General features: G+C 45.4%; 19 protein-coding genes. 10 read left to right on the top strand and 9 right to left on the bottom strand.

Annotation, left to right across the window (positions count from 1 at the left end; all coding sequences use genetic code 11):
* Positions 1-191: 191 nt before the first annotated feature.
* The 4 genes from QUB56_RS22400 to QUB56_RS22385 all read left to right on the top strand — a co-directional run bounded on the left by QUB56_RS22400 (position 192) and on the right by QUB56_RS22385 (position 6,856).
* Entirely contained in the window at positions 192-1,442 is a 1,251-nt protein-coding gene (locus QUB56_RS22400; protein ID WP_332958234.1) for a glycosyltransferase, read from the top strand.
* Positions 1,439-2,230, top strand: a complete 792-nt coding sequence (locus QUB56_RS22395) for an ABC transporter permease (protein ID WP_332958233.1) — start codon at positions 1,439-1,441, stop codon at positions 2,228-2,230. The genes QUB56_RS22400 and QUB56_RS22395 overlap by 4 nt, the downstream gene beginning before the upstream one ends.
* Entirely contained in the window at positions 2,231-4,303 is a 2,073-nt protein-coding gene (locus QUB56_RS22390) for an ATP-binding cassette domain-containing protein (protein WP_332958230.1), read from the top strand.
* A gap of 129 nt (positions 4,304-4,432) precedes the next feature.
* Entirely contained in the window at positions 4,433-6,856 is a 2,424-nt protein-coding gene (locus QUB56_RS22385; protein ID WP_332958228.1) for a sulfotransferase, read from the top strand.
* A 284-nt stretch (positions 6,857-7,140) separates the two neighbouring features.
* On the opposite strand, the gene QUB56_RS22380 is transcribed toward QUB56_RS22385, so the two are convergent.
* The 6 genes from QUB56_RS22380 to QUB56_RS22355 form a co-directional block, all read right to left on the bottom strand.
* Positions 7,141-8,361, bottom strand: coding sequence for an NAD(P)/FAD-dependent oxidoreductase (locus tag QUB56_RS22380; RefSeq protein ID WP_332958226.1), 1,221 nt, complete (start codon positions 8,359-8,361; stop codon positions 7,141-7,143).
* Positions 8,362-8,541: 180 nt separating this feature from the next.
* Entirely contained in the window at positions 8,542-8,685 is a 144-nt protein-coding gene (locus QUB56_RS22375; protein WP_332958224.1) for a hypothetical protein, read from the bottom strand.
* Positions 8,682-8,990, bottom strand: coding sequence for a hypothetical protein (locus tag QUB56_RS22370; protein ID WP_332958223.1), 309 nt, complete (start codon positions 8,988-8,990; stop codon positions 8,682-8,684). The genes QUB56_RS22375 and QUB56_RS22370 overlap by 4 nt, the downstream gene beginning before the upstream one ends.
* A gap of 178 nt (positions 8,991-9,168) precedes the next feature.
* Entirely contained in the window at positions 9,169-10,833 is a 1,665-nt protein-coding gene (locus tag QUB56_RS22365; RefSeq protein WP_332958222.1) for a response regulator, read from the bottom strand.
* Complete coding sequence (locus tag QUB56_RS22360; protein WP_332958219.1) at positions 10,830-11,225, bottom strand: response regulator; 396 nt, start codon at positions 11,223-11,225, stop codon at positions 10,830-10,832. Before QUB56_RS22360 ends, QUB56_RS22365 begins: the two co-directional genes overlap by 4 nt.
* A gap of 320 nt (positions 11,226-11,545) precedes the next feature.
* Complete coding sequence (locus QUB56_RS22355) at positions 11,546-17,407, bottom strand: AAA family ATPase (RefSeq protein ID WP_332958218.1); 5,862 nt, start codon at positions 17,405-17,407, stop codon at positions 11,546-11,548.
* Between the two features lie 773 nt (positions 17,408-18,180).
* Between QUB56_RS22355 and QUB56_RS22350 the strand changes: the two genes are divergently transcribed.
* On the top strand, positions 18,181-18,309 hold the full coding sequence (locus QUB56_RS22350) for a hypothetical protein (protein ID WP_332958217.1): 129 nt from the start codon (positions 18,181-18,183) through the stop codon (positions 18,307-18,309).
* 343 nt (positions 18,310-18,652) lie between these two features.
* Here QUB56_RS22350 and dxs read toward each other — a convergent pair whose 3' ends face one another.
* Positions 18,653-20,560 carry a 1-deoxy-D-xylulose-5-phosphate synthase gene (gene dxs, locus QUB56_RS22345; RefSeq protein ID WP_332958215.1) on the bottom strand — a complete coding sequence of 636 codons (1,908 nt, stop codon included), beginning with the start codon at positions 20,558-20,560 and terminating at the stop codon, positions 18,653-18,655.
* A gap of 441 nt (positions 20,561-21,001) precedes the next feature.
* Complete coding sequence (locus QUB56_RS22340; RefSeq protein WP_332958214.1) at positions 21,002-21,169, bottom strand: hypothetical protein; 168 nt, start codon at positions 21,167-21,169, stop codon at positions 21,002-21,004.
* Between the two features lie 199 nt (positions 21,170-21,368).
* Between QUB56_RS22340 and QUB56_RS22335 the strand changes: the two genes are divergently transcribed.
* From QUB56_RS22335 to QUB56_RS22320, 4 genes are read left to right on the top strand one after another with little or no spacing between them, the layout of a single operon-like run.
* On the top strand, positions 21,369-21,581 hold the full coding sequence (locus QUB56_RS22335) for a helix-turn-helix transcriptional regulator (protein ID WP_332958212.1): 213 nt from the start codon (positions 21,369-21,371) through the stop codon (positions 21,579-21,581).
* 17 nt (positions 21,582-21,598) lie between these two features.
* Positions 21,599-21,811 carry a helix-turn-helix transcriptional regulator gene (locus tag QUB56_RS22330; RefSeq protein ID WP_332958210.1) on the top strand — a complete coding sequence of 71 codons (213 nt, stop codon included), beginning with the start codon at positions 21,599-21,601 and terminating at the stop codon, positions 21,809-21,811.
* A gap of 10 nt (positions 21,812-21,821) precedes the next feature.
* Positions 21,822-22,034, top strand: a complete 213-nt coding sequence (locus tag QUB56_RS22325) for a helix-turn-helix transcriptional regulator (protein ID WP_332958208.1) — start codon at positions 21,822-21,824, stop codon at positions 22,032-22,034.
* A gap of 17 nt (positions 22,035-22,051) precedes the next feature.
* Complete coding sequence (locus QUB56_RS22320) at positions 22,052-22,276, top strand: helix-turn-helix transcriptional regulator (protein WP_332958206.1); 225 nt, start codon at positions 22,052-22,054, stop codon at positions 22,274-22,276.
* Between the two features lie 135 nt (positions 22,277-22,411).
* Here the strand turns inward: QUB56_RS22320 and QUB56_RS22315 are convergent, their stop codons facing one another.
* On the bottom strand, positions 22,412-24,526 hold the full coding sequence (locus tag QUB56_RS22315; RefSeq protein WP_332958204.1) for a thioredoxin domain-containing protein: 2,115 nt from the start codon (positions 24,524-24,526) through the stop codon (positions 22,412-22,414).
* A gap of 123 nt (positions 24,527-24,649) precedes the next feature.
* Here QUB56_RS22315 and QUB56_RS22310 point away from each other — a divergent pair, with 123 nt between their 5' ends.
* Positions 24,650-24,787, top strand: coding sequence for a hypothetical protein (locus QUB56_RS22310; protein ID WP_332958203.1), 138 nt, complete (start codon positions 24,650-24,652; stop codon positions 24,785-24,787).
* The last annotated feature ends 793 nt before the right edge of the window (positions 24,788-25,580 follow it).

Below are 25,580 nucleotides of genomic sequence, written 5' to 3'. Positions count from 1 at the left end.
TAGTAATCATTAGCTAAACGGGCCCCTACAATATATTGTTTTTTCTTGCCGCTCTACTTAAGTCGGGGAATTTCAACCAAAAACTCAAACCTCAAAAGGTGGGAAATTGGGAAAGGGCAACCCCTAAGTTAAAAGTCAAAACTCAAAACTTTTTTATCTAGTTTCCGCTGGAAAATTATCAGGAGCATTTTATGGCAATAAAAGTGATGGAAATTGAGTTTACCGAACAGATTAATCCGATTTGGCAACTCGAACAATATGAAGGAGTTCGCATTTTAGTTCGGTACCGGGGACGGCCTCTGGGCTGGGCTTATGTTAGTAACAATCCCTGGGAACAAACAATTTCCGCTGCTCGAGTGCGACAAACAATTGTGGAGCAGTTAGGCAAAAAGTTGGTGCGATCGACTTTAGGAGAGGAGTTCGGCGCTGGTTCTGAAGCAGTAGCGGATCGCCACCTGCCGTCAATTAGCGTTGTCATCTGCACGCGCGATCGCACGGATTTGCTCAAAGGCGCTCTGGAAGCTCTGCTCGCACTCGACTATCCCGACCGCGAAATAATCGTTATAGACAACGCTCCTACAAACAGCAGCACCGCTGAATTGGTGGCGCGATTGCCGGTACGCTACGTCAAAGAAGAACGGCCAGGATTAGACTGGGCGCGCAATCGCGGGATCGCTGAAGCGCGGCACGAGATTATAGCTTTTACTGACGACGACGTGCGGCCAGATCGGGGTTGGCTGCGGGGGATCGCTTCGGCTTTTGCGGACCCTGAAATTATGGCCGTGAGCGGTTTAGTGGCGGCCGCCGAACTGGAAACCTTGGCGCAACAGCAATTTGAACTGATATACGGCGGAATGCTACAAAAGCTCGACCGCCGCAAAATCAACGGTAGCGAGCTTTCTGTGCAGCAGTTGCTGTGGGCGAGCGACTACGGCGTGGGGGCGAATATGGCTTTCCGGCGGCAAGTCTTCGCGGAAGTTGGTAATTTTGACCCGGCTTTGGATGTGGGGACTCCGACTCGGGGGGGTGGGGATATCGAGATGTTTCACCGGATTTTGGCGAAGGGATACTCGACTTTTTATGAGCCGAGCGCTTTTGTGTGGCACTTGCACCGGCGCAGCGACAAGGCTTTGAGCAAGCAGTTGGAGGATAACGGGCGCGGTTTTGGGGCTTTTTTACTTACCTGCGCTCGCAACCGCACTGTGCCGCGCCTGGAACTTTTGAAATTTGCCACGCTTAATTGGTTCGGTTGGTGGCTGGTGCGCCGCTTGGGGTATCCGCGTTGGCTGCCGCGCAAGTTGGTAGTCAGCGAGTTGCTGGGAGCTCTAGACAGTCCTTTTGCTTACAGAAAAGCGCAGTTGCAGGCGCAGCAGTTAGCTGAGATTGAGCCGATCGAGCAGCCACAGCCCCAAGCGCAGCAAGTCGCCGGAGGTGCGCGGTGAGAAGTGTTCCAACGCTGGTTTACAGGCGCCAAATCGCTCATTTCTTCGATTTGCTGCGGGTGTTGGTCGATCGCGATATGAAATTACTTTACAAGCGATCGGCTTTGGGGATTGCTTGGACTTTAATCAATCCGCTGTTGCAGTTAGCTGTATTTTCCTTTGTCTTTCGCTCTGTTATACCGATTAACATTCCGCAATTTTCTTCCTTTGCTTTCAGCGGTTTGTTAATCTGGACTTGGTCTCAAACGGCATTATTTCAAGCAACGGGATTAATTACCAGCAATAAAGCACTAATCAGACAGCCGAATTTCCCCACGGCTATTTTGCCGGTAGTCACGACGATGACGGGGCTAATTCACTTTCTGTTAGCTTTGCCGGTGTTAATTATCTTTCTGGCAGTTGATGGCGTTCGACCGAGTTCAGTGCTGTTTGTATTACCGCTGCTGATGGTTATTCAGTTTGTTTTGACAGTCGGTTTGGCTTATCCCCTCGCCGCTTTGAATGTCACATTTCGCGATACTCAGCACACTTTGGGCGTCCTTTTGCAGATGCTGTTTTACCTAACTCCGATTTTCTACGACCTCAACAGCGTCCCGAAAGAATTTCAGCCTTTATATCAGTTAAATCCGATGGTGCCACTGATCGAAGCTTACCGCGCCATACTGCTCAAAGGTACGCAGCCGGATTGGCAGGCGCTATTAATTGTGAGCTTGGTTGTGGCTGTTATTTTGCCGATCGGACTGGCAATTTTTAGACGGCAAAGCAATACTTTTGTGGAGGAATTGTAAATGCGTCAGGCTATTGTTGTCAAGGGTTTGGGGAAACGCTTCAACCGCTACAGTGCCGATCGACCTTATACGATTATGGAGGCCGCTTTATCGGGTTGGGGGCGGATGAAACCGCAGGCGCGTTTTTGGGCGCTGCGGGATATCAATTTCACTGTTTCTCCCGGGGAAATGCTGGGAATTCTCGGCAAAAATGGCGCGGGAAAATCGACGCTGCTGCAACTTCTCGGCGGTATCGGCACCCCTGAGGAAGGAACTATTAAAGTTAACGGCAGAATTGGCGGTTTGTTAGATTTGGGTGCGGGTTTTCACTCGGATTTAACTGGCCGAGAAAATGTGCTTGTGGGTGCGGTGGTGGCCGGTTTGACACGCCGGGAAGCGGCGCGCCGATTTGACGATATTGTCGAATTTGCAGAGTTGAAACAGTTTATTGACAGCCCGATGCGCACTTACAGTACGGGGATGCAAATGCGGCTGGCTTTTTCGGTGGCGGTTCATACTGATCCGGAAGTGCTGTTAATTGATGAATATTTGTCGGTTGGTGATGTGGCTTTTCAAACTAAATGTTTGAACAGAATCGCTGAGTTTAAGGCTCAAGGATGTGCGATTGTTTTGATTTCTCACAGCGCGGCGCAAATTCAGAAAATGTGCGATCGGGCTTTGTGGCTAAAATCCGGTGAAATCGTCGCTTACGGGGAACCGGAAGTGGTGGCAGGTCAGTATTTGTCGGAAATGCGCTCGGAAACTGAAAAACGCACTCCCATGCGTCCTCCTGAAGTTACAAGTACGGGTGCGCATCTGCGAGTTAATGAAAATCGATTTGGTTCTTTGGAAGTAGAAATTACGGATGTAAAAGTGTTGCCGGATGAGGAAATAAATAGTGGTGATGCTATTACTATTGAAATTCATTATTCGGTGCCAAAAGCGATTGGTGCTGCTATTTTTGGCGTGGTAATCAGCCGGGAAGACGGTCAAAGCTGTTTTGAGACTAATACTAATCAAATGGGTCGGTTGCTACCGCTGGCGTTCGGTAAAGGCACAATCCGCCTGCACGTAGACAGGCTGGATTTAGGAAACGGCCAGTATTACGTGAATGCTGGGGTTTACGAGAAGAGTTGGGCTTACGCCTACGATTATCACTGGCACGTTTATCCGCTGTACGTGCGATCGACTGTACACCAAAAAACGATTCTTTGTCCGCCGTACCGCTGGGAATTTGACGGCAAAATGCAGGTGGCGGATTTACCCGAACCAGCCACTCAAACTCACGCTTTGAATAAGAATAATCCCGGCTACGCCAAGATTTCAACTCAGTTGAAAAATAAGCAACAACCGGACTTTTTAATTATTGGCGCTCAAAAGTGCGGCACGGAACCTCTATCCGGCTATCTAGCAAATCACTTGCAAATTATTAAAGAAGGTTCCCGCGAAATTCACTTTTTTGAATTAAATTTCGAGCGCGGTGTTGAGTGGTACAGCAAGCAGTTGACGCGCAGTGTGGCGGGTGAGAAGGTGTTGCTGTGGGAGACGACTCCTTACTATATTTATCATCCGTTAGTGGCAGAGCGGGTTTACAAGTGTTTCCCAAATGTTAAGCTGATTGTAATGCTGCGAAACCCGGTAAAACGAGCGTGGATGCACTATAATTTAGAAGTGGCGATCGGCTGCGAAAAGCTGGAATTTGAAAAAGCGATCGCTTCAGAACCAGAGCGGCTAAAAGGTGAAATTGAAAAAATCAAAGCCGATGAAGGTTATTACAGTTTCAATCACCAGCATTATTCCTATTTGTCGCGAGGAATTTATGTTGAACAAATCAAAAATTGGCTCGACTATTTTCCCCGGGAACAGTTGTTGATTCTCAAGAGCGAAGATTTTCTGGCAAATCCCCGCAAAGTATTTTCAGAAGTGTTAGATTTCTTGGACATTACTGCCAGTGCAATTAAAGAATATGAGATTAATAATATCGAGGATTACAGCAAAATGCCGCCAGAAATCGAACAACAATTGACAAATTACTTCAAACCTTACAATCAGGAGCTTTCTGATTTGTTGAAAGAGGATTTTACTTGGAGTTAGGAAAAGAGTTTTTAACCGGAGAGAGGACACATAGGAACAGGAATCCTACCTCTTTATTCTCTTCCTCTGTGCCCTCTGCGCTCTCTGTCCTAAAAAAATTCATTTACAAACACCTTATAAAATATAAAAATGAAACGGATATTTTTAGTAGGATCCCCTCGCAGTGGCACAACAATTCTTCAAAGTTTATTAGCCGCTCATCCAGAAGTTATTTCTTTTCCTGAATCTAAGTTTTTTCACTATTTGCTGTACGACCAGTTTGCGGGAAAGTTGCCAAGTAGGATGGAAGCTTTTTTTAAGGATGAAATTAATCGTCCTGAACTTTTAAAAGATTTTGATGACAGTCAAACTGTCGAAACTAAAGTTAGTTGGTTTGTCGGAGTTTTGGATGGTTTGGCTGCGGAACAAAACAAAAGCATTTGGTTGGAAAAAACGCCGGAACATATGTATTTTATTGATGACATAGAGCGCTTTTTGCCCGATGCAAAATTCATACATATTTTGCGAAACGGTATGGATACCATAGCTTCTATGTATGAAGCTACTAAGAGTTTTAACGAGTTGTGGGGCGCGGGTTGGGATTTAAACCACTGTATCGGTCGCTGGGAACACGCGATGTTAACTAGCCACAAATATGTTAATAAATCCAATCATATATTAGTTAAATATGAGGAGCTTTTAGACGACCAAACAAAAATATTAAGAGAAATTTGTAAATTTATGGGCATTGAATATGACGATAAAATGCTCGTTAATTATCAAGAAAAAGCCGCAAAGCTCAGTTTAAATCTACCTTGGCATAAAGGAATTGAGAGAGATATCAAAACCAGTAAGGTTCACAAATATCATAAAAATTTTAATAGAAATGAAATCCGATATATTTTAGATAATATAAAGCGAATAAATGGTGAAATTGCCTGGAAAGTTGCGGTGGAAGTGAGCGAACCAATTTCTGATATTGGCGCTCTTGGGAAAATATGCGATATCCTCTGCTGTACCATCAAATTAGAAGGAATCGAACTCGGTATTATTGAATTGCCAGTCTGCGAGGGGATGGTTGCGGCTTCGGTGTTGGCGGATGCGGTTGCAGCCCAGTTTGCTTGGCAAATTATCGATCGCTTCTTTCAACGCAATCGCTGGGAAAAAGGCAATAAATTGTGGGAAACTTTGGTGGAACCATTCCACGCTAAACATGACTGGACGCTATTTTTGCAAGAATTATGGGGGCGTCCCCATTGGCATTTGAAGGATTTCTACAAGCCAGAAATAGCAGAGAAAGTCCCAACAATTACGCTAGAAAAAAAATTGATAGCCTTAGAAGTTAGCGAGGAATTGGCTAATATAAAAGTTGAGCTTTCGGAAATTGACGTGCTGGTGAAAGTAGGCGGCGTTGCTATCGATATTGTCACTGTTGCGGTGGAAAATAATTTTGTTTCGGCTCAAAAATTGCGCTCGACAATTAATCTAAATAGCGGTTTTGAGTTGTGCGTCGCCACCGTGCGAGAAGCTTTGCTGGGAAAACCCCTCAACGGCAAAATGTCCCTGCGCGAGCGCTTAGCCTCTTCTGCTAAACAAAGGTCCGATTTGCACGACTCGTTGAATGCACCGGGTGCTGGGGGCATTTACCCCCAAAATGCCGTGATGTTCGGCAGGCGCGAGGGTGCGGCAGGGACCAGTGTCAGCCGCCGGGCCGCACTCCCGGCGGCGGCGCTGCCGGAAATCGAGTCAGCCGCCGCAATCGCGGGGGAACCGAGAATCCAAATTCCCTTAGATAACGAGTTGCCAAAGCAAGTATTTTACGCACCGGAAATCATTTTGCCAAAAGCGCCGCATAGAGAAGTTTCTCACTCGGTGAAACCTCAAGTTTTTGACAATCATAGGGTTACAGAAAGGCTGCCGATTCTCGCCTACCGCCGCATTTCTCCTGACGGTTTAGAGGCAATTACTCCGCAGGTTTTTGAACAGCACTTACAAAATATCAAACAGCATGGTTATTACAGTGCGAGTTGGGAAGATTGGCAAAGGGCTAAACAGGCTAAAACTCCTTTACCCGGTAAAGCTGTATTGATGACTTTTGACGGCGGCTATCTCGACTTTTTCCAATATGCTTGGCCTGTGCTAAAACGCTTTGATTTTACAGCAACTGTTTTTCTAGTAGCGGAGTCGATAGGAAAGACAAATAGTTGGGAAAAAGCCGAATTTGAAGAAGTGCAGGTAATGGGATGGCCGGAAATTTTGCAACTGCGGGATGCAGGGATTGAATTCGGTTCTATGTCTGCTACCCATCAACCCCTGACTGCATTGTCGCCGACAGAAATTGTGCGGGAGGGGGCGAAATCCCGTGCTATCTTGGAACAGGGATTAGAGAAATCTGTTAAATGTTTTGCCTATCCTTACGGGGATTTCGATCCAATAGTAGCGCATTTAATTGGAGCGAGCGGGTATACTTTTGGTGTATCATATAGGTCAAGTTTTAGCAGTTTTGACGATGCTTTACTGTCGCTGCCGCGCTTTCAACTTACAGCAGAAAATACCTTACAATTAAGATTGTAGGGTTCGTCAGCCAGCGCGATTTTCCCTCAACTAATAATCTCTCAACTGATATCAATTCCGGTTACACCGGAATGATGGGGAGTGGGGAGTCGGGGAATATGGAATTATTGACCTTGACTCGATCGTGCCCATGCAACCGGAAACGATATGATATCATATCCGGTCGATTACCGTGATTCCTGTAGGGACCCGTGAGCCAATAATATTTGCCAAAAACGGACAATCTCACAAACGGGCCCCGGCTATGTATTATGGGCGATCGATCGGACATGATATGACGCACCTTACCAGTGAAATTTCTCAATCCATCCCTTAATTTTCCGCTGCAAATAACCGCCTAACCCTCGGGAAATCTTCTCAAACTTATAATCAAATAAAATATCCATCACATCTTCAGTTTTCATATACTTTAAATAAGAAATCATTTTATCTGTCAGTTCATCATTAACATCATCAATATATTTTCTCACCGCCAACCTTTCAGAAATATTCCATTTCTTATCAAACTTGTGGTGCATTTTGGTCTCATAATCCCGAAAATCTGAGATTTTCCCCTCCAAATAGCTTTGAATATATTTCCCCGCTATTTCCGCACCATCCATCCCGTGTCTAATCCCTTCACCGCCCAAAAAATTTACTGTCGAGACAGTATCACCGATCGCAATTATATTATCCTTGCAATAAATATCCTTCAAACCAGGACTGTACTTCAGAGTCGAACCGTGTTTGTCAATAATTTTATAATTTTTAGACTTCAGATATTCATCAATCAGTAAATCAATATATTTTTTCAGAGGTGACAAATGCCTCACCGTTTTCGGATCTAAAAAAATGCGACCCGCACCAACTTTCAGCCTGTTTTGTTCCATTGGGAATATCCAGGAATAACCCTTCGGCATCCATTTATCGCCCAAAAAGAAGATTAAATCACCGCTGTATTTATTGTAAACTTCTGGCTCTACTTCAATTAAATATTCGATTCCGGTTCCCGACAAAAAATCTGGCTTATCCTTCTCTTTTTCGTACATAATCGCCCTAGCAAAGCCAGTAGCATCAACCAATACTTTCGTGGTAACTTTGATAATTTGACCGTCGGATAACTGTTTAAATTCTACCGTTGTTTCGCCCTTGGCTTGTGAATGTCCGGTGTAGCGACAACCAAGCCAAACTTCAGCGCCAAATCGCTCAGCTTCGCTAGCCAAAAATGCTCTAAATTTAGCAAAGTTGAGAACAACTCCCAAGCTTTCGGGAGACTGCCAACTTTGACTGACTTTGCTAGTTTCAATAGTAAGTTTGTGCCAAAAACTGCCGATAACGGATTCTGGTAAATTGAATTTAGAAAGGGTTTCTAGAGGCGTGGCTGCGCTAGAAAAGTCATTTTTATTAAAATTGTCGTTTTGCTCGGCCAGCAAGACTTTGTGGCCGGATTTGGCTAGGATTCTCGCACAGTGACCCCCTGCTGGGCCTGCTCCTACTATTACTATGTCAAAACTTTTTAAATTCATATTGCTTTTAACTCGCTTCCAATGTCAAAATACCCGCAGACATATCAACTACTAACCGCCGACTTTTCAGCCACTGGCGGACGGTACTCCAGCACCCACCAGGATACAAGCCCCCGGATTCATCCGTCAAGTCGCTTGCTTCAATTCTTTAATTCTTCAATTCTTCCATTCTTCAATTCTTCAATTCTTCAATTCTTCAATCGCTAGCCAGTCCCAAAAACCTGTATCTAGCAGAGTATCAACAGGTAATTCTAAGCCGTTATTAGCAATCAATTCTACTTCAAAAAATAGCTCGTCCTCATCACCAAATCTTCCTTCAATCATATTGAGCCGCACGCCCCTGTATTGTTGATGCGGAAAAGGTAGGGGATAGCATTTGGGTGTTTCTGGCGGCACATTTTGGTAGCCGCCATATCATCCTTGTCCATAAAATATTCCCCGCTATCAGGTTCAACCGCCATGTACCAGTTGTAGTGAGTTTCAATTAAGTCTGGTTTATGGCGATCGAAAATTACTTTGCAACGCTTGCGAAATGCCGCTCTTTCAGCGCGCCACTGGGCTTTTTTTTCTTCTGACCACTGAATTTCGGGGAACAATCTTCCCCGCCGCACGGTACGATTTGGTTGCACGTTATTCCTTGTTTTTTCTCTCTTATGGTACCTTTTCCTACCGTATTGTACCACAAGCTCCGGTTCGAGCTATCCGAAAGACGTGCAACTTAGCTTTGAGGTATTTTTCACGGGCTATCTTGGCAAATAAAATATCATTTCGATCGATAAAATATTGCCCGCCGGGAGTAAGTTTGGGTTAAGCACACCGTTTTAGATAGCTTTGGGCAACACAATCGCTGGGATTTGTTTCCAAACACCTAGCGAACAGGAATTTGGCATCCTCGATCGAGCCTTGATAGTAGCGAATCAAAGCTAATTCAAAAATCGGTTTCGTTTCCAATTTAGCTTGTTTTTGGGCGGGAGGATCGGCCTCAAATACCTCAAACACCCCCACTTTTTGAGCTTTTCCTCGAACTTGCACCTGAGCGACGAGGCGCAGGGCATACTTCATCGGTTCTTCGAGCGCAGCTAAGGTGGTGTGGGAAATCAGAAACGGAACTTGGTAGACTTTTGTTAACTGTTCGAGGCGCGAACCGAGATTAACTGCATCGCCAATGACGGTGGTATCGATGCGAAAGTTACCGCCTACAGTTCCTAGCCTCAAATTTCCTGTATTGATGCCAATGCCAATTTCTATGGGTTGGCGGTTGAGTAGTTGTCGGCTGAGGTTGTATTCAGCGAGGATTTTCAACATAGTCACTCCTGCATTCACCGCACTATCGGCACTCACTTCAAACAGTGCCATGATTTCATCACCAATATATTTATCAATAAAACCACTATTTTCAATAATTGCAGGTTCCATGCGCCGGAGATAGCCATTGATAAACTTAAACGTATCTTCTGGGGTCATTTGCTCCGAATGGGTTGTGAAAGCACGGATATCGGTAAACAAAACCGACATTTTTTTCTCAATAGATTCTCCCAGTTTAATTTCGTTGATGTTTGTTCGATCCATGAATTGCAAAAATTGACGGGGAACAAACCGGGAAAAAGCTTCATTAAGTTGGAACAATTCTTGGGTAAACTGTTCTCGTTCGGCTTCAGCTTGTTTGCGATCGGTGATATCGTGGAAAGCCGCGATCGCCTGAGAAATTTGGCTTTTTTTATCCCGAATGGGTGTAGCCGAGACTTCTAAAGGAACGATCCGATCGGGGTAATGAATTTCGATATCCTCAGCACGAACTGTTTCCCCGGCTAAAGCGCGCACGATCGGCGATTTCTCTGCCGGATATAATTCCTCAGTTCCCCCCTGATAAATTTTGAAATCCGTTGAACTTTGCTCGATTTGGGTTTCAGGTAAAATGTCTAGCTGGAGTAATTCCTTGGCTTTCTGATTGGCATAAGTTATTTTTCCCCCATTATCGTGAACTGTCACACCAATGGGCATTGCTTCTAAAATCTGAGTCAGGCGACGTTCATTTTCCCGCAGTTGAGCATTCTGTTCTTCGAGTTTTTTACTTCGCCAATACTTGCTGAGAGCTTCTTTAACCGTCAGATGGAGATCCGTAGCATCCCAGGGTTTGGCAATATAACGGTAGAGATTAGCTGAATTCACAGCATTGCCCACTGCATCTGCTGCGGCTTGACCGGTGAGCATAATCTTCAATACATTGGGATATTGGGCATGAATCTGACAGAGGAGTTCGTCGCCTTTCATTCCCGGCATCAGATAGTCAGAAACAACCGCAGCAGTTTCGATACCTTCTGCTTGCAGTTCTTCGAGAAGTTCTAGGGCTTCTTCACCGCTTTGGGCCGCTTCAATCTGATAATCTTGACCGAAGTTTCTTTGTAATTCCTCAGCAAGACCTTCCAACAGCATCGGTTCGTCATCTACCACAAGAATTGCTAGTTCGTTCATCCTAATTTCAGGGCTGTTGTGATGGTTTCGAGCAACTCTTCTTGCCGCCAGGGTTTATGAATGCAGCAGTACAGATTAGCTTCCCGCTTGGCTCGTTCAATAGCTTCCCGATCGGCTTGTCCGGTTAACAGAATCTTGGTAATATCGCCGAATTGCTGGTGGACTTGAACTAAAAACTCGTCTCCCCGCATTCCGGGCATCAACCAATCAGAGACAATTACAAGAATCTTGACTCCCCCCTCAGTTAGCTCTTCAATAATTTCTAGAGCTTCCTCACCACTTTCGGCAGATTCATACAAAAATTGCTCGCCAAAGTGACGGCTAATTTGCTCTTGAATAGCTTCTAGGATAACTATTTCATCATCAACACAGAGAATTGCTACTTCAGTCATATTTTTATGGTTATCGAATTGAGTTCGTGTCCGGTCATCTAACCCTTATATGTTTGTAGTAAGGACTTCAGTCCTTTGTTACGGATTTGAGCCAAATGCGGACGCGCATTCCTCACTACAAACCTCTTGTGTTACTGTCATATCATGTCCGATCGATTAACCATAATATCCCGGTGGGGGCGGGTTTTTGAGATGGGAGATTGTTGGCAGGTATTGTTGGCTAACCCTCCCCTACAAAAATCGCGGTTCCTCGACCGGATATGATATGAAAGGCCCGTCAAAGACGAGATTAAAAAAAATCATTGATGTTGTCATCTATATTACGACATAGGCAGCGTCACCGTGAAGGTAGTTTTGCCACAGACAGAGGCAAAAGTAATTGTTCCCTGATGTTTTTCCACGATCTTCCTGACAATATCCAGCCCTAAACCGCTGCCTTCTCCTGCTGGTTTGGTAGTGAAGAAAGGTTGAAAAATTCGCTCTTGAATATCTGGAGAAATCCCACAACCCGAGTCGGTGACTTCTACTACAATATTTTGCTCTTTCTGATGCACGCCGATTTCCAGCGTCCCTTTGCCACCCATAGCTTGAACTGAATTGTGAATTAAGTTTGTCCACACTTGCACGAGTTCGTCGGGATAGCAAGGAATCTCTGGTACGGGTTGATAGTGACGAGTGACCTCGACACCTTTCTTGAGATAATTGTGATACAATTCGAGCACGGTTTCAATGTTGTCAGTAATCTGGATCGATCGTTTTTCCCCAGTGTGGTCGTAACGAGCGTAGCTCTTGAGGGCGAAGACTATTTTTGAAGCTCGTTCGACGGCGTTGTTAATGTTTTGGCTGTTGGCTTGCAGGCGGGCGATATCGTAGGCAATTTGCACGATTTGATTGGCTTGGGGCGTTTGCAGCAAAGACAGTTGAGAGTCAAAACTCTGATGTATTCCTCCTTCTGTTAGCAGGTGAGCCAGTTGTTTGGCATTGGCAATGTTATGAGATTCAAGCTGTTGAGTCAGCGTGCGTTTAATTTGGCGTTTTTCGCGGGTACTGAGGCCCGATTGATTGCTCAGAGCTTGTTTGAGGACGCTGAAAAAGTCGGCTTGCTGTTGCTCGGTGAGTTGGGGCAATAGTTGGGGCAGTTGAAACAACGAGGCTTCTAAGGCTTTATCCGTGTTGCCACAGGCGGCGCGAATTGCTCCCAAAGGCGTGTTAATTTCATGGGCTACCCCGGCAACCAGTTGTCCGAGGGCAGCCATTTTTTCCGATTGAATTAGCTCGTTTTGAGTGGCTTGGAGAGTGTCGAGGGTGTTTTTCAATTCCCGAGTCCGATCGGCAACTTGATTTTCTAAAGTTCGGTTGTAGTTTTCGAGAATTTTCTGAGCCTGTTTGCGATCGCTGATGTCGAAGAAAGCGGCGATCGCGTATGCAATCTTGCCTGTATCATCAAAAATTGGCGTGGTGGAAACTTCTAAGGGAACTATCTTATCTGGTTGGTGAAGTTCTAAATCGTCTGCTTTGGCTGTTTCACCGGCGAGGGAACGCACGATCGGCAGTTGGTCAGTGGGGTACAAATCCTGGGTACCAGCACGATAAATTTGATATGCTTTGGCTATTTGCTCGGTTTTGGATTCTGGTGCTATGTTGAGGCCGAGTAACTGTTGTGCTGTCTGGTTGGCATAGTGGAGTTGTCCCGTCGGTGTGTGGATAGCGACACCCACAGGCATTGCTTCTAGGAATTGAGTCAACCGTCCTTCGCTTTCTTTAACTTCGGCGTAGAGTTTGGCATTGGCGATCGCGATCGCGGCTTGTCCAGATAATAGTTGGATAATTTCCAATCTGTCGGGGGTAAAGGCTCCTGTGGTTAAATTATTTTCCAGATAGACAATGCCCCTGAGTTGACCTCGATCGAGCAGTGGCGCGCACAAAAGAGATTTAATTTGATTCGCTTGAATGTACGGATCTTGTGTAAATTGACCTCGATTGGCGGCATCGTTCTTGACAACTGTTTCTCTGGTACGGGCAACATAGTTGACGATTGATGCGGGTAAGCGGTTGTCAATGGGGATTGACTGCAATACGTTGATGCGATCGGCATCCACCTCCCCAGAGGCTTCGATCGCCCATTGTCCGGCTTTGTCCAAAATTAGAAAGCCTGTTTGCGCTCCCGCATTTTGAATGAGAATTTTCATCAAGGAAGCGAGTAACTTATCGAGGACAATTTCGCCGGAAATGGCTTGAGAGGCTTTCATTATGGTAGCTAAGTCCAAAGCTTCACCCGAGCCAGAGCTACTTGTGGAATTGGCGATCGTTGTGGAAGTAGAAGTAATGCTTTTGGTAGCAGGTGATTTTGGCAGTAATTGCGGATATTTTGCTTCTAAATTTTCGACCTTGGCCGTAGCTCCCCAGCGGATGTAGCCATAGTGAGCTTCTTTCATATAAGTTTGGGCAATTTTGTCCATACCACGAGATAAATAAAACCTTGCTGCCAACTCATAAGCTAAGGCTTCTTCTTGAAAATATCCGTTATCTTTTGCTCCTTTAATCGCTCGTTCATAAAGCTCTTCTGCTTCAACGATTTGACCCAATACTCGCGCTTTATCCGCCTCTACTAGCTCATACTTATGCTGAAAATTCATCGGGGCATGGTTAGCCCAGTTTTTCATTTTTTGCTGGTTGACGACTACTTTTTCTAAGGTTTCTATTTGCTCGTTGCTTTCTCTCGTAGGATACAAAGCTAGGAGAGCTAGAGAATAGTACAAATAGTTTTGGGTAAGCATGAATGTTCCTCGTGCGCCATGTTCGTAGCTTGACGCACTTTGTCCATTGGCAACCGCTGCCTTGTAATCCTGAAATAAATAACTGAGCATACATTTTACCATATAAGCAACAAACAGAGATATCAGATTATTTGCATCTCGCAAAATTGGCAAAATTTTATCTTCATTAAAAACTTCCCCAAGCAAACGTTTTTTCTCCGCTGCTTTGCCACTTAAATTCAGTGCCAATTGTCCCCATATCTGGGCTTGATACAAGGAAAAATCTTGTTTGAGTTTGTGCTGAATTAATTCAATATATTGCTGCTGTTGCTGACAAACAACGTCTAGATTATCTCCACTCATAAATGGGTAGGAGCAACAGTAAAAAGCAAGATAAGAAGTGAATTCTATATTTCCCATTTCTAGACCTACTTTAACTGTCTCGCGCACAGGTTGTAGGGATTCCCTGAATGCCTCTTTCCAGTGCCTGATGCCACTATAAAAAATGGTTTGTACTTGACATTTTATTTCCCTGATATCAAAGTTTTCTACCAAGCTCAAAGCCAATTTGCCAAATTGATAACCCAACTCTATATCTCCCAACACACCACACAGGAGCATGCCATAAAAAGCATAGCCGAAAGCGGCTGGGGGCGAGGACCCATTCTTAATACTTAGCTCAACCATTGTGAATATAATTGACGACCACAGCGCGGGATTAACAATATAAGCAGGAGGAGATATTGTCATTAATATTCGCATTGCTGCCTGTTGATCGGGTTCTGTCATTGGCGGCTGGTTGTAGAGGTTTTCAATAATCACATCAGTGGGCTGCGATTCCTGTAGGGGTATGCCCAACATTTCTAGAACTTGTAGCCCTGTATCTACCGCCGATCGCATTTTATTTTGAGCTATATAAAACTGAATTTTTATTTGGTACACTCTGACTTTATCTAGCACAGCCTTGGCTTGTTGGAGGACGACACTAGAAAGTATTTCTGTTCTCTCGTAGTTGGTGTTTAAGTATTCTGCTTCCACCGTTTCTACATGGAGATTGAGCGTCAGGTCATACTGAGTATGCCAAGAATCTGTTGCTAAGAAATTGACGCCAGCATTCAAATAATTAACCGCTGCCTCATAAGCCATTGCTGACTTTGCTTTTTTACCTGCCATTAGATTGAGTTTGGCGATTTCATCTCGCTCGGCTTGATGGGTTACTAATTCAGCCCCAAGATTGAGATGATCGACGATTTTAAATATCTCGCCTGATAAGGTCTCAGGAGCGGTATTTTGCACCAGATTGCGACCGATTTGTAAATGAACTACTTTTTGGAATTCCTCATCGATCGAGGCATAAGCGGCTTGTTGAATGCGGTCATGCTGGAATTTATAATCTTGAATTATTAGTTGCTCGTCTAATTCTGATAGGGGCAGGATTAACCCTGACTGAACGGCTACTGTCAGGTCACCAGCAACATCTGAGCTTGATTTTTCCAAGATGATAGAGAGGGTGTTTAAGTCGAATTGGGCCCCTATACAAGCCGCTAATCGTAAAACCTGCTGTGTGTTTGTAGGTAGTTTCTTCAGCTTTCCAATCATCAACTCCACCACATTATCGGTGATGCCCTTGGCTTCAATACTTGAAATATCCCATTGCCATGCGTGGCGTTCAAAATCAAAGGTGAGTTCGTTTTCGGCGTGCAGGGTTTTGAGAAATTCATTGACAAAAAAAGGATTCCCCTCTGTTTTATGCACTATCAGGGATGCCAATGGTCTTACTGATGTAATGTCACCGTGCAACGTGTCGGCTATGAGCTGGCTAATATGCTCGCTATCTAAGGGAGTTAAGGTAATCTGGTTAATTGTTGCTCCTTTGTTGGACAATCCCTCAAGCGTCATCATCAAGGGATGAGTGGGGGTGACTTCGTTATCCCGATACGCCCCAATGAGAAACAGATATTGCATATCTGTATCCGTCATCATCAGTTGAATTAACTTGAGGCTGGCGGAGTCTGCCCACTGTAAATCGTCCAGAAATATGACTGAGGGATGCTCTTTTGTACAAAATGTCCGGATGAAGTTTTGGAAGACAAGATTAAAGCGGTTTTGCGACTCAGTTGGCCCTAACTTCGGTACGGCTGGCTGTTTCCCTACAATCAGTTCTACTTCCGGAATTACATCAATAATTACCTGACCGTTGGCACCCAATGCGGTTAAGAGTTTTTCTCGCCAAAGATTTAGTTCTAAAGAGCTTTCCGTTAACAGTTGCCGCACTAATCCCTTAAAGGCGCTAACTACGGCCCAATAGGGAATATTGCGCTGAAATTGGTCAAATTTCCCAGTTAGGAAATAGCCGCGTTTTTCGGTAATGGGTTTATAAATTTCTTGTACCAGTGCTGACTTACCGATACCGGAATAACCTGCTACCAGCATGAGTTCGCTCCCGCCCCCGCCCCCGGCAGCTACCCGATCGAATGCTGCCAGTAAGGTTTCAACTTCTGCCTCGCGTCCGTAGAGTTTTTGGGGAATTTGGAATTTATCTGAAATATCTTGAGTCGCCAAAGGAAAAGAGGAAATTTCTCCTGTTTCCTGCAATCTATCGAGACATTCTGCTAAATCCGCTTTAATTCCCCAAGCACTTTGATAGCGTTCTTCTGCCGTTTTTGCCATCAGTTTCATCACAATAGATGAAACTGCTTGAGGAATATTTGCATCAACCTCATTGGGGGGTACTGGTTGTTTAGCAATATGACAATGCACCAATGAGAGCGCGTCATCTGTCTCAAACGGTAGCTTTCCTGTCAGCAATTCGTAGAAGGTGACACCGAGAGAGTAAAAATCCGTGCGATAATCCAAAGAACGGTTCATCCGTCCCGTTTGCTCCGGCGACATATAGGCTAAAGAGCCTTCTAAAACATGGGGATTTTTGAGGGTAGGATTGGAGCGGGTTAACTGGGTGGCAATGCCAAAGTCGATGATTTTGACTTGCCTGGTTTCTGGATTGAAGACGATATTGGAGGGGTTGATATCTTTGTGGATAATATTGCTGCTGTGAATTTGACCTAAAATTTCAGTGATTTTGATAGCAATTTTCAGAAATTCTGGGACAGAAAAGTCATAAATTGATTCGAGACGATTGTCGAGCAATTGTCTGAATGAGAGTGCACCAAAATCTTCAAGGACGATCGCTAATGTTCTTTGATATGGTTCTAATCCATAAGTCTTAACTATCCCCTCTAAATCTAAGCTGCTAGTGATTTCATATTCCTGTTTGTATCGAGTGAGTTCCGCAGGTGTAGGATAGTCTTCTTTGAGAACCTTGAGGATAACTGCTCGATCGTCCTGTTCTCGCCTAGCTCGATAGACTGCGGAATTAGCACTTTCGTAGATTTGTGCCAGAATTTGGTATCCAGGAAATTTCATCATAAGTCGCCGTCAAAAATCGTGGGGTAGTTGATTGTAAACCTCGCCGGGAGAGAGTTTTCCGACATCTGCGTGAGGTTTTTTCGATCGCTTGCACCCAATAATCCGGCTGGATAATGTTTAAACTCCCGATGTCAGGGTTTTATAGTTTAAGAGGCAGTCAAATTGACCACCATCTGTCAAAATAAGAATGTATGGCTGACGGTGTTTTTTCAGCCGGAAACCTCTAACCTAAAATTAGTACGGTCTTGAGAGTATAACAAAATATTTTCTTTATTTCAATAAAATTATCAAGAAAGGAAAATTTTTTAGCCGAATTATACCAGTGCCCCTAATGAATGCTATAATTGCCTGAGAGTTTAAAGATGATTTTATGACACTAAACTCCTAAGAAAGAATTGAGGCAACTGTAACTGAGTTAAAAATAATTATACAGCGACAGCGAACAATAACGCGCCCGACAAAAGTGCTGGCACTTTATTGGTTAAAATCTGGGTCTAACCCGAGCGTTACACAGGTAGCTGAACTTTTGCCAGTACATAGAATTACTGTCCAAAGATGGTTAAAGCAATGTAGTAATGGCGGTTTATTAGAATTATTAAAGCTGCGCGGATCGACGGGAGAGCGAGTAATTACCCAAGAAGTAATCTCCGGAATATCAACAAAAATTAGTGAGGAAAACTGCGAGTTTAAGAGTTATAAATAAATTGCGGTCTGGGTGGAAGATATAGCGGTTCTCAAGGGTGGTGAGGTATGCCCACGGAGGCCTATACCTTATGCCTGAATTGAATCCGATCGAGAGAGTCTGGCAACATATAAAACAAGAATTGAGCTGGGAGATTTATGAAAATTTACAGGAAATTAAAGAAAAAGTCGGCGCTTTTATTGAAAAATTTTTAAGGTAGACAATAGCATCGATAACCGGATGGGATTACATTCTATCGGCACTAAATACGCTCGGCAGGATTTTAAAGAAATGGTATTATATCATGTCCGATCGATTAACCATAATATCCCGGTCGGGGCGGGTTTTTGAGATGAGAGATTGTGGGCAGGTACTGTTGGTGAACGCGCCCCTACAAAAATCGCGATCGCTCGACCGGACATGGTATTAGGTAGTGTCCGGTCAGTTCCCTCAGCAACGCGCTTCGCTTCGCCCGCACTCACAACAGTTTGTAGTCAGGACTTTAGTCCTCACTACAAACCTTACATCGACCGGACGCCATATTAGCTCCCGATTCTAGATATTTACACGCTGACGGCGGACGGTTTGCGGCTGAATGTTGCCAAAATACGATCGCACATTTGCGCCGGAGTTAAACCCAATGTTGCAAAGGATTGTTCGGGGCTTGCATGATCTACCAATGTATCGGGTACACCCAACCGCATCACTGGAACAACAACATTATTGTCCAACAAAGCTTCGGCTACGGCTGAACCAAAGCCTCCCATCAAACAGCCTTCTTCCATTGTGACAACTTTGCCGATGCGCTGTGCCAAAGGCAAGATTAATTCGGTGTCCAAAGGCTTGACAAAACGCGCATTGATCACAGTTGCTTCAATGCCGTGCTCGCTCAGAATCTCGGCGGTTTGCATCGCCGGATAAACCATTGAACCATAACCCAATATCAGCAAATCGTCGCCGTTACGGAGAATTTCGGCTTTGCCGATCGGCAACTCTTCCCAACCTTCTTCCATCAGAGGCACGCCGTAACCGTTGCCGCGCGGGTAACGCATGGCGATCGGGCCGCTGGTGTGGTTGATTCCTGTGACTACCATCCGCTGCAATTCTGCCTCATCTTTTGGTGCCATAATTGTCATATTTGGCAGGCACCGCAAGAAGGAAATGTCGTACATTCCTTGGTGAGTTGGGCCGTCAGCACCGACAATGCCGGCTCGATCCAAACAGAAGAAAACTGGCAAGTTTTGGATGCAAACATCGTGAATTATTTGGTCGTACCCCCGCTGCAAAAATGTCGAGTAAATTGCCACAACCGGGCGCATTCCTTCGCAGGCTAAACCAGCGGATAAAGTCACGGCGTGCTGTTCGGCAATTCCTACATCAATGTACTGTTTCGGCAGTTTTTCCTGAAGTTTATCCAAACCTGTTCCGGTTGCCATAGCAGCGGTAATGCCGACAACTTTCGGATTACTTTCTGCTAGCTTTACTAGGGCGTGGGCAAAGACTTTCGAGTAAGCGGGAGGTTTGGGTTTGGTGGAGGGAATGCTTTTGCCGGTAGCTAAGTTAAAGGGATTTTGGGCGTGATATCCTACTTGGTCTTTTTCGGCGATCGCATATCCTTTGCCCTTCACCGTCACCACGTGAACTAGCACGGGCCCTTGAATAGTATGAGCTTGTTTGAAAGTAGTAATTAATTCTTCCAAATTGTGTCCGTCTACCGGGCCCATGTAAGTAAAGCCCAATTCTTCAATTACGGCTCCAACTTTCGGCACGGCCAAGCGTTTCATGCCTTCTTTGAGGCGTTCCATTTCTGGGGTAAAAGTTTCGCCGACAAAGGGAATTTGCTTGAATTGTTCCTCTAAGTTATCTTTGAGAAACTGCACCGGCGGCGACAGTCGCATTTTGTTCAAATAGCGGGTAATGGCGCCGACGTTGGGCGAGATTGACATCTCGTTGTCGTTGAGCACAACTAATAGATTGGTTTTCGGCATATGGCCCGCGTGGTTGATCGCTTCTAGTGCCATGCCCCCAGTCAATGCGCCGTCGCCAATGATCGCCGCCACTTTGAAATTTTCGCCTTTGAGGTCGCGGGCCATCGCCATTCCTAAAGCTGCTGAGATGCTTGTGGAAGCGTGACCGGCACCAAAATGGTCAAATTTGCTCTCGCAGCGCTTGAGATAGCCTGCAACGCCGTCTTTTTGGCGCAGGGTGTGGAATTGGTTGTAGCGGCCGGTTATCAATTTGTGAGGATAAGCTTGGTGGCCGACATCCCAGGTAACTTTGTCGCGATCGAGATCGAGTGTTTGGTAGAGTGCTAAGGTCAGTTCGACTACACCCAATCCGGGCCCGAGGTGGCCGCCGCTAGCGGCTACAGTTTCTAAATGCTTTTCTCGAATTTGTCGGGCAATTTGTTCGAGTTGATGAATCGAGAGGCCGTGTAATTGGTTTGGGTGAGTCAGTTCGCTGAGATGCATATTTTAAAATCTTGCTCCTATGAATCAGGACGAATCCTTAACAGATATAGGTTTTGTCTGCGACGTTGGGTACGAGCCAACGTTAGAATAGTTTAACGGTTATTTGAGAAAAACTGTTAGCCGTAAGATTTTTGTTATTTTTGGCCTGGTAATTATAGTTAATAAATTGTGCGCCGTCAAGATAAAAAAAGCTTATGTTGTTAGTTGCTAACGGTTTGCTGTTAGCTGCATGGAGATTCTTAAGCATTTAAAGCTAATTAAGCCCACTTAAAAAAAGAGAATCCTCACATACCCGACTTCTTTAACAAGTCGGGTATCTAACAGAAGAACGTTTGACGTTTAATTAGAGCAACCTAGTTGCTTTTTGTCAGGAAGGGACGAGAGCCCTTTTCTATTAATCGGTTTTCCAGTTAAAACAAAAAAGGATCTCGCTCCCATCAATTACAACATTCGCTGGCAATTAGCCGATCGAACTTCTGGCAATTTCTCGGCCCCTGTCGTATCAAATACGATCGCGTGTTTGGCCGCCGGCAACAACCGCCGTAAAATCTGGAGATATCCCTCAGCATCGCCTCGGCGGTGGAACCGAGCAACTACCAATCGCTGCATATTTGGCAATTACCGCACGATACACCAGGGATGAGGGTTTAATTTGGGCTTTGATGTTGGTATCATAGGTTAATCCTTCCCCGTGTTTACGGGGTGTGGTAGAAAAGGCGATCGCCCTTAAGTTTTCGAGGCTAAGAGGGCGATCGTTTTAAGTTATTCTTATATATAAGGTTGATACCAACCTGTTGTCAAGGGCAAAATGGGGCGAGTTAGACTAAAGATTCGAGAATTGGCAGAAGAAAAGGGCTGGACGCTGCAAGATGTGGCAGATCGGTCTGGGGTTAATTACAACACGGTTAAGGGCTATGCTAGACGGGATGACGGTTTGAGTACGGTTGACCTTAGCGCCGTTCAGAAGATCGCCCTTGCTTTTGACGTAATGATTGAAGATTTGGTCGAGTTTTTAGAATAGTAGGGGCGATCGCACTAATGGGCTACGTTAGACTGCGAATTCGAGAACTAGCTGAGCAAAGGGGTTGGACGTTCAAAGAAGTTGCCGATCAATCGGGAGTCAATTACAACACGGTAAAAAGCTACGGGAGGCGGGATGCTTTGAACACAGTCGATCTGTCTGCTGTCTACAAAATCGCCCGCGCCTTCGATGTGACTATGGAAGATTTAGTTGAGGTTTTGGAAGATTGAGGGCGCACAAATGGGGCGAGTTAGGCTAAAGATTCGAGAGTTGGCAGAAGAAAAGGGCTGGACGCTGCAAGACGTGGCCGAGCGCTCAGGGGTTAATTACAATACGCTGAAAGGGTACGCTAGACGGGATGATGGGATGAGTATGGTCGATCTGAGCGCAGTTCAGAAAATCGCCCTTGCTTTTGATGTAATGATTGAAGATTTGGTCGAGTTTTTGGAATAGTAGGGGCGATCGCACTAATGGGCTACGTTAGACTGCGGATTCGAGAACTAGCTGAGCAAAAAGGTTGGACTCTAAAGCAAGTTGCCGATCGATCGGGAGTCAATTACAACACTGTTAGAAGCTACGTTCAGCGCGATGCTTTGAACACAGCCGATATTTCTGCTGTCTACAAAATCGCCCGCGCTTTCGATGTGACGATGGAAGATTTGGTCGAGATTTTGGAAGATGGAGGGGCAGACTGAAGATGCCATCCCTTCCCGGTAGAAGATAATCTACTTCTTCCTTCTGCTTCCTCCTTCTTCCTTCGCGTCCTAGCGCTTACGCGCGGCTTCGCCTAACGCGTCGAAAGCGGTTCAATAATATAGACAGTATTAGTGCTAAACCCGCGTTTGACTTTGCAAGATTTCTGCCAACAACCGCTCTTGACTTTTCGCCGGTTCTTTGCAAGTCAAACACTCACAAACTAACCCGATAACACCCTCAGGCAAATCAGCCTCAATCTGAAAAACAGCAGTCGGATAATACTGCGAAATCAACCCGGAAATTTGATCCGGCGACGTGCGAATCAGCGTAGAATGCTGATACCAATCCAGAGCAGCAAGTAGACTGGGACAAGCTTGCGGAGAATCTTGTACAATACTGCTGAAAGCTTGCAAACCTTGTTGGGCGCGATCGAGACATTCTAGATTCTGGCCCAGCAGTGCGAGGCGAACCAAAGAGGCGATCGCAATTCCATTAGCCGCCGGAGTTGCATTATCTATATAACTGCGTTCCCGCACCAACAAATCTCCGCTAGCATCCTTAGCAGTATTGTAATATCCTCCCAATTCCACGCTCCACAAAAACTCATCAAACTCTTCTTGCACCTGCACAGCTTTCTCCAACCAAAACTGAGAATTCGGCAACTGTTTTGCCTCTTCCCCGTTTCCTAAAGTCAAACTCGCTTGATGCAAATCCAACAAAGCTTTCACAAACAAAGCATAATCTTCCGACTGCGCGGTAACAGCAGATTGTCCGTCATAATTCAACCGCTGAAACCGCCCATCCGTCCACTGATTGTCTAAAATAAAATTAGCAGCTTTCACAGCTAATTCCAGATATTCCCAATTCCCAAAAACAGCCGCAGCGCGGGCTAAACCCGAAATCATTAAGCTATTCCAAGCAGCAATCATTTTCGTGTCAGTAACTGCGGGAATTCTACCCGGCCAACTCTCGTTTTTAGCTTCTTGATTGTTGCGGGCTGGCGGAAAGGTTTTTACAGTATCGGGATTGCCACCGTAGCGAACTTGAAAGAGTTTAGCCAAAGCCGTGTCTACCGTGTCGCTCAGTTTTCCCGGATGGCGGCGCTGCAATACATTCTTGCCTTCAAAATTGCCACTACGGCTAACAGTAAACTGTGCTTTTATTTCCGCCAATTCCTCAGCAGTTAATAGTGGTTCCAGTTCGGCGTAAGTCCAGACATAAAATGCTCCCTCTTCCGGTTCTGACCCCTCCGTTGCCCCCCCTTGGGAAGGGGGAGTTGGGGCGGTAAAGCTGTCAGCATCTTGCGCAGCATAAAAATAGCCTGTGGGCGCGGTCATTTCTCGCTTCAACCATTCTACTGTCCCCGCAATAGCAGTTTCAAAAGCCGGTTCTTGTATTCCCGCGCTCCACAAATTTGCTAAATACTCAACAATTTGACCGTTGTCGTAGAGCATTTTTTCAAAGTGTGGCACAGTCCAAGTCGCATCAACCGTATAGCGGTGAAATCCCCCTGCTACGTGGTCGTAAATGCCACCCAATGCTAAGTCTAATCCCCGCTGAGTACAGACTTGTTTGCTGTCGTATTTTGATTCAAAATTAAATCGCGTTCCCCGCAGTGCTAGCTCAGCATAAGGTATCATCGGAAAACTGGGCCCGGGGTTGTTGCCGGCCACAATTCCCGTGTTGAGTTCTAAGCCTTTTTGAAAGATCTCGCGATTTAATTCTGCGGTTACTCCAGACAGCGCTGCCGTCTGTTGGAGGTTGCCTAAAATCTCTGCTTTGAAGGCTTCTACTTTACCTTTTTCTGTGTCGTAAAAGCGGCGAATTGCTTGCAGAACTTCTAAAAATCCAGGCCGTCCGTAGCGGGGCTCTACGGGGAAATAAGTGCCTCCGTAGAAGGGAACTCGCTCGTCGGGAGTGAGAAAAACGTTGAGCGGCCAACCGCCTTGACCGGTCATCATTTGCAAGGTTTGCATATAAATGCTGTCAATATCTGGGCGTTCTTCGCGATCGACTTTTATCGGTATAAAGTGCGAATTCATGTATTGGGCGATCGCGCGATCGGAAAATGCTTCTCCTTCCATCACCGTACACCAGTGGCAGCTAGAGTAGCCAATTGACAGGAAAATCGGTTTGTTTTCGCTCCGGGCCGCTTCTAAGGCTTCGTCGCACCAAGGCCACCAGTCGATCGGATTTTCGGCGTGTTTCCGCAGGTAAAGGCTTTGGGATTGAGCAAGACGGTTGACCATAATCAAATATACTTTAACTCGTGCTGGGTAAGCTTGTCAGTTCTTTAGCAGTTTAGCGCGAGATGTTTTGTTTCGCTGTTGCCTATCATCATGTTTTAATATCACTGATAATTGAGATGTCAAATGAGTCGAGCGTCTCGACGAAACTTCAATCAACGGCTTCGACAATTGTTGCTGAGTGCGGCGGTTCCTCCAGCAGCCATCAAACAATGCCAAGCTGAAGCTGGAAATCGAGCTTTTTCCAAAAACAAAATTAATTAACAAATTTTTAGCACAAGTAGGCCAGGAAATATAATTATTAGTTTCGACATTTTTAGGAACGATTCGCGCCGATTTTATGGTAGAGGCGTTCCGAAAACTATGTCCCAGAAATTCGAGTAGTCCATTTAGTCGGTCAAAGTTCAGGCTGGAGTTTAGACGGATCGCAACTTGACTCAGCTAACGCGCTCGTGGAAAAAATGGTTGATCGGCGAGAGAACAGGAGAGGTTAACTGATGAATTTTGGCAATTTTTTAAACCGACTTTTACCCTTTTTCACCACAGGATAGCGACCTCTTTGAGTGGGAAGTTTTCCTGTTTGCCATCCGGCAGAATTTCCTTTCTAGTTTGGGAGCAACAGCCGGACTCCCAATCTTAATTAAAATTGGCAGCATTGACCGTGCAACCCAGACCGGGGTCAATTCAGGGAGGGGCCAAGGCCTGGGTAGACGAATTTCCCTCACGAAATTTTTAGCTAACCATAATTGCCCGGTCAGCAATGGCCTCAAATCACTCCATCGTTGACACTGTTGGCTGAGTGCTCAGCTTCGGAATTGTCCAATGCCAGGTTTGTTTCGCACTCGCGGTACTAATGCTCTATAGCCAAACGACGTAGATATACTTGCCAAATTTCCTGGAGAGGTGGCATTTGGATACCAACCCAAACGGAACACAAAGTTTGAGCTTTTAATTAGCCTGTTACAGTTTAATAGCGTTCTACTCTAAGGAATGAGAATTAAATAACTTCCACTCTTGAAAGTGGGATGGGCGTCCCGCCCGTCCAAAAAGGACGGGC

The sequence above is a fragment of the Microcoleus sp. AR_TQ3_B6 genome, from assembly GCF_036702785.1.
In the GTDB taxonomy this organism is placed as follows: Bacteria; Cyanobacteriota; Cyanobacteriia; order Cyanobacteriales; family Microcoleaceae; genus Microcoleus.
This window is presented reverse-complemented; position numbering and strand designations above follow the sequence as displayed.

Excerpts from the sequence above, each read along its gene's own strand:
- QUB56_RS22360 (WP_332958219.1), bottom strand. The coding sequence starts at position 11,225 with ATGACTGAAGTAGCAATTCTCTGTGTTGATGATGAAATAGTTATCCTA.
- QUB56_RS22325 (WP_332958208.1), top strand. The coding sequence starts at position 21,822 with ATGGGGCGAGTTAGGCTAAAGATTCGAGAGTTGGCAGAAGAAAAGGGC.
- QUB56_RS22310 (WP_332958203.1), top strand. The coding sequence starts at position 24,650 with ATGAGTCGAGCGTCTCGACGAAACTTCAATCAACGGCTTCGACAATTG.
- QUB56_RS22315 (WP_332958204.1), bottom strand. The coding sequence starts at position 24,526 with ATGGTCAACCGTCTTGCTCAATCCCAAAGCCTTTACCTGCGGAAACAC.
- QUB56_RS22385 (WP_332958228.1), top strand. The coding sequence starts at position 4,433 with ATGAAACGGATATTTTTAGTAGGATCCCCTCGCAGTGGCACAACAATT.
- QUB56_RS22335 (WP_332958212.1), top strand. The coding sequence starts at position 21,369 with ATGGGGCGAGTTAGACTAAAGATTCGAGAATTGGCAGAAGAAAAGGGC.
- QUB56_RS22365 (WP_332958222.1), bottom strand. The coding sequence starts at position 10,833 with ATGAACGAACTAGCAATTCTTGTGGTAGATGACGAACCGATGCTGTTG.
- QUB56_RS22390 (WP_332958230.1), top strand. The coding sequence starts at position 2,231 with ATGCGTCAGGCTATTGTTGTCAAGGGTTTGGGGAAACGCTTCAACCGC.
- QUB56_RS22350 (WP_332958217.1), top strand. The coding sequence starts at position 18,181 with ATGCCTGAATTGAATCCGATCGAGAGAGTCTGGCAACATATAAAACAA.
- QUB56_RS22330 (WP_332958210.1), top strand. The coding sequence starts at position 21,599 with ATGGGCTACGTTAGACTGCGAATTCGAGAACTAGCTGAGCAAAGGGGT.
- QUB56_RS22400 (WP_332958234.1), top strand. The coding sequence starts at position 192 with ATGGCAATAAAAGTGATGGAAATTGAGTTTACCGAACAGATTAATCCG.
- QUB56_RS22340 (WP_332958214.1), bottom strand. The coding sequence starts at position 21,169 with ATGCAGCGATTGGTAGTTGCTCGGTTCCACCGCCGAGGCGATGCTGAG.
- QUB56_RS22380 (WP_332958226.1), bottom strand. The coding sequence starts at position 8,361 with ATGAATTTAAAAAGTTTTGACATAGTAATAGTAGGAGCAGGCCCAGCA.
- QUB56_RS22320 (WP_332958206.1), top strand. The coding sequence starts at position 22,052 with ATGGGCTACGTTAGACTGCGGATTCGAGAACTAGCTGAGCAAAAAGGT.
- QUB56_RS22355 (WP_332958218.1), bottom strand. The coding sequence starts at position 17,407 with ATGATGAAATTTCCTGGATACCAAATTCTGGCACAAATCTACGAAAGT.
- dxs (WP_332958215.1), bottom strand. The coding sequence starts at position 20,560 with ATGCATCTCAGCGAACTGACTCACCCAAACCAATTACACGGCCTCTCG.
- QUB56_RS22375 (WP_332958224.1), bottom strand. The coding sequence starts at position 8,685 with ATGATTGAAGGAAGATTTGGTGATGAGGACGAGCTATTTTTTGAAGTA.